The sequence below is a fragment of the Hansschlegelia beijingensis genome, assembly GCF_045505405.1.
Classification (GTDB): domain Bacteria; phylum Pseudomonadota; class Alphaproteobacteria; order Rhizobiales; family Methylopilaceae; genus Methylopila; species Methylopila beijingensis_A.
This window is the reverse complement of the sequence record NZ_JBJKEX010000118.1, coordinates 1-8,182: the sequence shown is the minus strand read 5'-3', so window position 1 is coordinate 8,182 and position 8,182 is coordinate 1. Positions and strand designations below refer to the sequence as shown.

Genomic DNA, 8,182 nt, shown 5'->3' with positions numbered 1-8,182 from the left:
GTGACGTCGGTCGCGAACTTGACCACCTTGAACGGAACGCCGTCCGGCGAGAACACGGGGTTGTAGGAGGCCTGGATCCAGATCTCCCCCTCGAGCGCCGCCGCGATCGCGTCGTCGACGCGCTCGAGCCAGATGAACTCCAGCCGGTCCCGCGCGCCCTGCGGAATCTCGTCATAGTCGCGGCGGTTGCGCGCCGGCAGCATCACCCGGGTGACGCCGGCGGCCGCGGCGGCGACCACCTTCTCCTTGATGCCGCCCACCGGCAGCACGAGGCCGCGCAGCGAGATCTCGCCGGTCATCGCCGTGTCGCTGCGGACGGTGCGGTTGGTGAGCAGCGACGCCAGCGCGACATACATGGCGACTCCAGCGCTCGGCCCGTCCTTCGGCGTGGCGCCGGCCGGGACGTGCACATGCACGTCGTTCTTCTCGAACATCTCCGGGTCGACCCCGAGCGAGGCCGCGCGGCTCTTCACCAGGCTCATCGCCGCCTGCGCGCTCTCGCGCATCACCTCGCCGAGCTGGCCGGTGAGGATGAGCCCGCCGCGGCCGGGCGTCCGGGTCGCCTCGATGAACAGGATGTCGCCGCCGACGGGCGTCCAGGCGAGGCCGGTCGCCACCCCCGGCACGCTGGTGCGCATCGCGACCTCGTTCTCGAAGCGCGGCTGGCCGAGGATCGCCGTCAGCTCGTCGACGCCGATCCGCACCTGCGTCGCGCTGCCTTCCGCGACCTGCACGGCCGCGTGCCGCAGCGCGCGGCCGATCTCGCGCTCCAGGTTGCGGACGCCGGCCTCGCGCGTATAGGCGCGGATGATCGTCCGCAGCGCGTCGTCGTCGATGTCCGCCTGCTCGGCCGTGAGGCCGTTCGCCTCGAGCTGGCGGCGGACGAGGTAGCGCCGCGCGATCTGCAGCTTCTCGTCCTCGGTGTAGCCGGCGAGGCTGATGATCTCCATGCGGTCGCGCAGCGGCCCGGGGATGGTGTCCAGCATGTTGGCGGTCGCGATGAAGGCGACGCGCGACAGGTCGAACGGCACGCCGAGATAGTTGTCGCGGAAGGTCGAGTTCTGCTCCGGGTCGAGCACCTCGAGCATCGCGGCGGAGGGATCGCCCTGCACGCCGCGGCCCATCTTGTCGATCTCGTCCAGCATCATCACGCAGTTGCGCGCCTTGGCCTTGCGGATGCCCTGGATGATGTTGCCCGGGAGCGCGCCCACATAGGTGCGGCGGTGTCCGCGTATCTCGGCCTCGTCATGCACGCCGCCGAGGCTGACGCGCACGAAGGGCCGGCCCATCGCGCGGGCGATCGACTGGCCGAGCGAGGTCTTGCCGACGCCGGGCGGTCCCACGAAGCAGAGGATCGGCGCGCGGCCCTGCGGGGCGAGCTTGCGGACCGCGAGATATTCGACGATCCGGCTCTTGATCCGCTCGAGGCCGTAATGGTCCTCGTCCAGGATGCGGCGGGCCTCGGCGATGTCGATCAGCTTCTCGTCGCCGAGCCGCCAGGGCAGCTCGATCAGCCAGTCGAGATAGGTTCGCACCATGCCGGCTTCGGCGGCGGCTTCCGGCATGCGCTCGTAGCGGCGCAGCTCCTTGCGGGCCTGCTCCTCGACCTCCTTCGGCATTTCGGCCTTGGTGATCGCCTCGCTGAGTTCGGCGACCTCCTGCGTCTTGCCTTCGCCCTCGCCCAACTGGCGCTGGATCGCGGCCATCTGCTCGCGCAGCACCGCCTCGCGCTGCCGCTCGTCGAACGAGGCCTTGGTCTGCCGGCCGATCTCGGCCGTGATGCGCAGCACCTCGATCCGCTCGGCGAGCAGTCGGGAGACCTTCTCCACGCGCGCGATGAGATCCAGGGTCTCGAGGATCTCCTGCTTCTCCTCGGGCCGGACGTCCAGATAGGCGGCGGCGAGGTCCGCCAGCTGGCCGGCCGAGGTCGCGCCCTGCACGGCGGCGATCAGCTCCTGGGGCGCCTGCGGCAGCAGGGTCAGCGCCTCGACGGCCTGGCCCTGCAGGTGCAGGAACCGCGCCTCAATCTCGGGCGAGCGCGACTCCGGCTCCGGAATGTGCAGGACGCGCGCGGTGGGAAACGGCGTGCCGGGCAGGAAATCCAGCACGCGCATGCGCTGAACGCCCTGGCAGACGATGTGATGCGAGCCGTCCGGCGCCGTCATGTAGCGCACGATGTTGGCCACGGTGCCGACGCGGTGGAGCTGGTCCGGCGTGGGATCGTCGATCTCCGGGTCGCGCTGCAGCAGCACTCCGATCGGCCGCTCCTCGCGCACCGCCTGCTGGACGGCGGCGATGGATTTCGGCCGGCCGATCGAGAACGGCGCGATCAGGTGCGGGAACAGCACCGCATTGCGCACGGGAAGGATGATCAGCGCGTCCGACGGGATCGGCTCGCCCTGCGAGGGCGCCGGAGTGTCGGGGCCGGAGGCGCCCGAGGCGTCGCTTGGCGTCATCGGCTTGCTCCTACGTGACCTTGGAGAGGCTGAAGACGAGGCAGCCATTGTGCGCGACGCGACGGACCACGTAGCGGCCCGTCGGAAGCGGGATGCGGCGCTCGAACCGGCCCTGCGGCAGCTCCAGCCGGTGGATCGCCGCGTTGCGCAGTTCGGGCGGGAGCACGCGCCGGCCGGCGACGATCAGCGCGCCGTCGTCGATCGCGGCCTCGACCTGGTCGGGGTCCACCCCCGGCAGGCCGACGATGACCAGAACCTCGTGCTCGGTCTCGATGACGTCGACCGGAGGCTCCCAGCAGGGTTCCGGCGCAGCGCCTCCCGGCCGCAGCTGAAAGATCTGCCGGCGCATGCGTTCGGCGCGCGCCAGCGTCTCGACCGCTTCCGCCAGCATCCAGTTCACCGGATCCCGGTTCGCCATTGGGGGCCTCTCTTCGTCGTGTCCGCCGAGCCCGCCCGACAGAGCGTCGTCGGGCGAGTCAGCGCGCCTGGCCTGCGGGCGTCAAGCCGCAGCCGGCCTCAGTTAAGGAGCCCGGCCGACGCTGGTCCATGACCTCGGACAATCGCGAGACGGAAGATCGCCTGCTCGCTTCGTCACTGCTGCTTCCGCCGCTCCGCGACCTTCTCGGGCGTGACCTGGCCCTGCTTCCCGCTGAAATGGCCGATGACGTAGTTCGCCACGGCGGCGAGCTCCACGTCGGAATAGGCGGCGAAGCTCGGCATCCAGGCGCCGGAGTTGATCTCCTTCAGGTCCGACCCCTGAAGCAGCGCCATCGTCAGGTTGACGCCGTCCGGATCGTTCACCGAGCGCAGGCCGGCGAGCCCGGCGTAGGGCGTCTGCTGGCCCTTGCCGTTGTACTGATGGCAGCTCGCGCAGGCGCCCTCGAAGATCCTGCGGCCGAGATCGCCCTTCGCGGCGTCCGGCGGCGGGGCCCAGGCGGTGGATTTCTTCAGCGACTCCGGGTCGGGCGCGATGTCGGTCCCGGCGGGCCCGGGCTGCGCCTCCACGATCCGCAGATAGCTGATCAGCGCGTTCCGGTCGCCCTCGTTCAGGTGGCGCGTGCTGTATTCGACCGCCTCCGCCATCGGGCCTGAAGCCGCCGCGCGCCCTTCGGCGTGGCCCTTGGCGAAGTAGTCGGAGAGCTGCTGGTCCGTCCAGGCGCCGACGCCGAAGGTCTTGTCCGAGGTGATGTTGTAGGCGCGCCAGCCCTGAATGTCCGCGCCGGCGAACTCCTTGCTGTCATCGAGCGCGAACGCGAAGTTGCGCGGCGTGTGGCACTCGCCGCAGTGGCCGAGCGCATTGGCCACGTAGTCGCCCCGGTTCTGCTCGGGCTTGCGGTCCGGATCGTCGCGGAAGCGGCGGGCGTCGAGGAACGCCATGTTCCAGAACGCCATCGCCCAGCGCTGATTGAACGGGAAGGACAGCTCGTTCTTCTTCGCCGGCGCGTGAACCGGCTCGAGGCTGAACAGGTAGGCCTTGATGGCCACCGCGTCGTCGCGGCTCATCCTGGTGTAGGAGGTGTACGGGAAGGCGGGGTAGAGATGGCTGCCGTCCTTGCGGACGCCGTGATGGAGCGCGCGGACGAAGTCGTCGTCGCTCCAGGTCCCGATGCCGGTCTCCTTGTCGGGCGTGATGTTGGTCGAATAGATCACGCCGAAGGGCAGCTTGAACGGCGTTCCGCCCGCATAGGGCTTGCCGCCCGGGACCTGATGGCAGGCGACGCAGTCGGCCGCATGCGCCAGATACTCGCCGCGCTTGACGAGTTCGGGCGACGAGGGCGCGTCCGCCGCCATGACGTCCCTGTCGTTGTGCAGCCAGCGGTAGCCGGCGAGCCCCGCGATCCCGATGGCGGCCAGAACGACGATCGCGACCGCGATCCTGACCAGGGTTCTCACGACCGCCCTCACGCCGCGCCCGCCTTCGGATCAGCGAGCAGCCTGGGGTCGAGCGGCAGCCTGCGCAGACGGACGCCGGTCGCGGCGAACACCGCATTGGCGAGCGCCGGCGCGGCGATCGCGGTGCCGACCTCGCCCATGCCGCCGATCGGCCCTTCGTTCTTTACGATGTGCACCTCGATCGGCGGCGTCTCGTTGAGGCGCATCATCCGGTAGTCGTGGAAGTTGCTCTGCTTCACCGCGCCCTTCTCGAAGGTGATCTCGTTGTAGAGGGCCATGGTCCAGCCGAAGATCAGGCCGCCCTGGATCTGCGCCTCCACCGTGTTCGGGTTCATCACCGGCCCGCAGTCGACCGCAGCCACCCCGCGCCGGATGCGGATGACGCCGCGCGGCGACACCTCGGCCTCCACGATCGCGCAGACATGGCTTCCGAACGGCGACGCGAAGGCGACGCCGCGTCCGACGCGCGGCGGCAGCTTCTCGCCCCAGCCGATCGCCTCGGCGGCCTTGTTCAGCACCGAGAGCGGGCGCGGGTTCTTGGCCAGCATCTTGCGGCGGAACTCCACCGGATCCTTGCCGGCGGCGTGGGCGAGTTCGTCGATGAAGCCCTCGACCTTGAAGATGTTGTGGGTCGGCCCGACGCCGCGCCACCAGCCGATCGGGACCGCCTCCGGCATGTCGTGCGGCACCCATTCCACGTGGAACGCGGGGATGTCGTAGGACAGCTCGTCGGAGCATTCCGTCAGGTCGGCGTCGAAGCCGTCCTTGCGCAGCATCTGCGGCGCCCAGCGCTTCGGCACGGAGGCTCCGCAGGTGCGATCCTTCCAGACCACCGGGTAGCCCTCATCGTCCACCACGGCCGAGACCCGGTCGAGATAGGCCGTGCGCGGAATGTCGTGGCGGATGTCGTGCTCGCGCGACCAGATCATCTTGACCGGGTAGGGCACGTGCTTGGCGATGTTGACCGCGAGCTCGACGGAGTCGACCTCGAGCCTGCGCCCGAAGCCGCCGCCCAGATACTGGTTGTGGAGGATGATCTTGTCCTCCGGCAGTCCGGTCAGCTTCGCGGCCGCGCCCACGGCGCGGGTCGGCACCTGGCTGCCGACCCAGATCTCGCAGGCGTCCGGCCGCACATGCACGACGGCGTTGAGCGGCTCCATCGGCGCATGGGCGAGGATCGGGTGCTGGTAGACCGCCTCGATGGTCTTGCCCTTGCGGTCGAGCGGGCCGTCGCTGCGGGCGACCAGAGCCTTGCCGGTGCGCGACGCCTCGTCGAGCGCCCTGAACAGGCCCTCGGTCGAGAAATCGACATTGGGCCCGTGGTCCCACTCGATCTCCAGCGCCTCGGCGGCCTTCTTCGCCGCCCAGTAGTTCGGCGCGGTCACGGCGACGCCGTGCGGCAGGCGGATCACGTCCTTCGCGCCCGGCTGCTTCCGGGCCTCGTCCTCCCTGACCGACTTGAGCGTGCCGCCGGCGGTCGGGCAGGTGATCACATAGGCGACCTGCATGTCGGGCACGCGGATGTCGATGCCGAAGATCGCCGAGCCGTCGATCTTGGAGGGGCTGTCGATGCGCCGCATCGGCTTGCCGACGAGCTTGAAGTCCTTCGGGTCCTTCAGCCCGACCTTCTCGGGCGTCTGCTGCCGGGCGGCGGCTTTCGCGAGCTCGTTGTAGGTCGCGGAGCGTCCGCTGGCCGCGTGCTTCACGACGCCGGCCTCGGTGACGCATTCGGCGGCCGGCACGCCCCATTGCTCGGCCGCGGCCGAGATCAGCATGGAGCGCGCCACCGCGCCGGCCTCGCGCAGGATCATCCAGTTCGCCCGCACCGCGGTCGAGCCGCCGGTGGTCTGCGACTTGAGCAGCGGCGTGCCGTAGAGCGCGTCGCTCGGCGGGGCGTGCTGGACGATCACCTGGTCGAGCCCGACGTCGAGCTCCTCGGCGAGCAGCATCGCCTCCGTGGTGTAGACGCCCTGGCCCATCTCGACGTTCGGCATCACAAGCCGCACCGGGCCTTCCCGGTCGATGCGGATCAGAGCGTTGGGCGCGAAGGTCGCGCCCTCCCGGGCGGCGAGCTCGGCGTCGCCGGGCTGGGGGCGGGCCGAGATGGTCGCCCTGGCCGGGCCGACGCCGAGGAAGAAGGCGAGCGCGAAGCCGCCGCCGGTCTGCAGGAGCGCGCGGCGGCTGGGCTGGGCGATGTCGGGGATCGGGAGGGTCATTGCGCCGGCCCCTTCTGCAGGTTGTAGGCGATCGTCTGCTCGGCGACCGGCTTGCCGGTGGCGGCCTGATGGATCGCCTGGCGGATGCGCACATAGGTGCCGCAGCGGCAGATGTTGCCCGACATGGCGGCGTCGATGTCCTGGTCGGTCGGCTGCGGGTTGTGCCGCAGCAGCGCGGTGGCGCTCATCACCTGGCCGGTCTGGCAGTAGCCGCACTGCACGACCTCGACGGCGAGCCACGCGTCCTGGATCTTCTTGCCCTCGGGCGTCGCGCCGATCGCCTCCACGGTGGTGATCTTGGCGTCGCCGAGCTCCCCGACCGGCAGCACGCAGGAGCGCACCGCCTGGCCGTCGACATGCACCGTGCAGGCGCCGCACTGGGCGATGCCGCAGCCGAACTTGGTCCCGGTGAGGCCGATGACGTCGCGCAGCACCCAGAGGAGCGGCATGTCCTCGGGAACCTCGACGGAGCGGTCCTCGCCATTGACGTTGAGCGTGAGCATGCGGACGAGCCTCCTCGATCCTGAGCCGGCGCCTCGACGCCGCTCCGGGCGACATAGCGCCGGGGTCCGCCGCTTTCGACGCTCGCCGCTGCAAGCTTTACGTGCAGAGATGAGCATGGCCGAAAGGGCCGCCGGGGCCGCAAAGTCCGCCGCTACAGGGTCGCGGTCGCCCGCCGGTTCAGCCGGGCTGCGTTTTCTGTCGACCGACCTGATCTGCCCCCATCTGCGAGAACAAGCATGGATTACGTCAAACTCGGCTCCACCGGCCTCGACGTCTCTCGCGTCTGCCTCGGCTGCATGACCTATGGCGAGCCCGGGCGCGGCGCCCACGCCTGGACGCTCGACGAGCAGACCAGCCGGCCGCTGATCCGGCAGGCGCTCGAGCTCGGGATCAATTTCCTCGACACCGCGAACTTCTACTCGCTCGGCTCCTCGGAGGAGATCGTCGGCCGCGCGATCCAGGACTTCGCCCGCCGCGACGAGATCGTGCTGGCCACCAAGGTGTTCATGCCGATGCGGCCGGGCCCGAACGGCCGCGGCCTGTCCCGCAAGGCGATCTTCGCGGAGCTCGACGCGAGCCTGAAGCGGCTCGGGACGGATTACGTCGATCTCTACCAGATCCACCGCTGGGACTACGACACGCCCATCGAGGAGACGCTGGAGGCGCTGAACGACGTCGTGCGCGCCGGCAAGGTCCGCTACATCGGCGCCTCGTCCATGTACGCCTGGCAGTTCGCCAAGGCGCTCTACGTTTCGCGGCTCAACGGCTGGGTCGAGTTCGTGAGCATGCAGAACCACCTCAACCTGATCTACCGCGAGGAGGAGCGCGAGATGCTGCCGCTCTGCGCGGACCAGGGCGTGGGGGTGATCCCGTGGAGCCCGCTGGCGCGCGGGCGGCTCACCCGCGACTGGGACGAGAGCAGCGCGCGGCAGGACAAGGACGAATTCGGCAGCACGCTCTACGTGCCGGGCGACCGGCAGGTCGCCGAGGCCGTGGCCAGGGTCGCGGCGACGGCGTCCGTGAGGTGGCCGGGCTTCGAGGCGCCGATGATGGGCGCGGTGACTTCCGACTTCTGCGCCACCCAGGCGAGCGCCACCTGGGCGCGGGAGACGC

At 70.1% G+C, this 8,182-nt stretch carries 6 protein-coding genes and 1 pseudogene; 1 reads left to right on the top strand and 6 read right to left on the bottom strand.

All coding sequences use genetic code 11. From position 1 onward, the window contains the following. The 5 genes from lon to ACIKT0_RS09415 all read right to left on the bottom strand — a co-directional run. A partial coding sequence (gene lon, locus ACIKT0_RS09435; protein WP_407105100.1) for an endopeptidase La occupies positions 1-2,456 on the bottom strand: 2,456 nt, incomplete at its 3' end. Between the two features lie 10 nt (positions 2,457-2,466). Further along, positions 2,467-2,874 (bottom strand): Hsp20/alpha crystallin family protein, encoded by a 408-nt coding sequence (locus ACIKT0_RS09430; protein ID WP_407105099.1) that lies wholly within the window; start codon positions 2,872-2,874, stop codon positions 2,467-2,469. Between the two features lie 173 nt (positions 2,875-3,047). Beyond that, positions 3,048-4,349, bottom strand: a complete 1,302-nt coding sequence (locus ACIKT0_RS09425) for a c-type cytochrome (protein WP_407105098.1) — start codon at positions 4,347-4,349, stop codon at positions 3,048-3,050. 8 nt (positions 4,350-4,357) lie between these two features. Next, entirely contained in the window at positions 4,358-6,565 is a 2,208-nt protein-coding gene (locus ACIKT0_RS09420) for a xanthine dehydrogenase family protein molybdopterin-binding subunit (protein WP_407105097.1), read from the bottom strand. Next, complete coding sequence (locus ACIKT0_RS09415) at positions 6,562-7,068, bottom strand: (2Fe-2S)-binding protein (protein ID WP_407105096.1); 507 nt, start codon at positions 7,066-7,068, stop codon at positions 6,562-6,564. Before ACIKT0_RS09415 ends, ACIKT0_RS09420 begins: the two co-directional genes overlap by 4 nt. Positions 7,069-7,305: 237 nt before the next feature. On the opposite strand from ACIKT0_RS09415, the pseudogene ACIKT0_RS09410 reads away from it, so the two are divergent. Next, positions 7,306-8,091 (top strand): annotated as a pseudogene (locus ACIKT0_RS09410) (aldo/keto reductase); the annotation flags it as partial. Here the strand turns inward: ACIKT0_RS09410 and ACIKT0_RS09405 are convergent. Next, positions 8,028-8,165 (bottom strand): hypothetical protein, encoded by a 138-nt coding sequence (locus ACIKT0_RS09405; protein ID WP_407105101.1) that lies wholly within the window; start codon positions 8,163-8,165, stop codon positions 8,028-8,030. The pseudogene ACIKT0_RS09410 and the gene ACIKT0_RS09405 overlap by 64 nt on opposite strands. Positions 8,166-8,182: the final 17 nt, after the last annotated feature.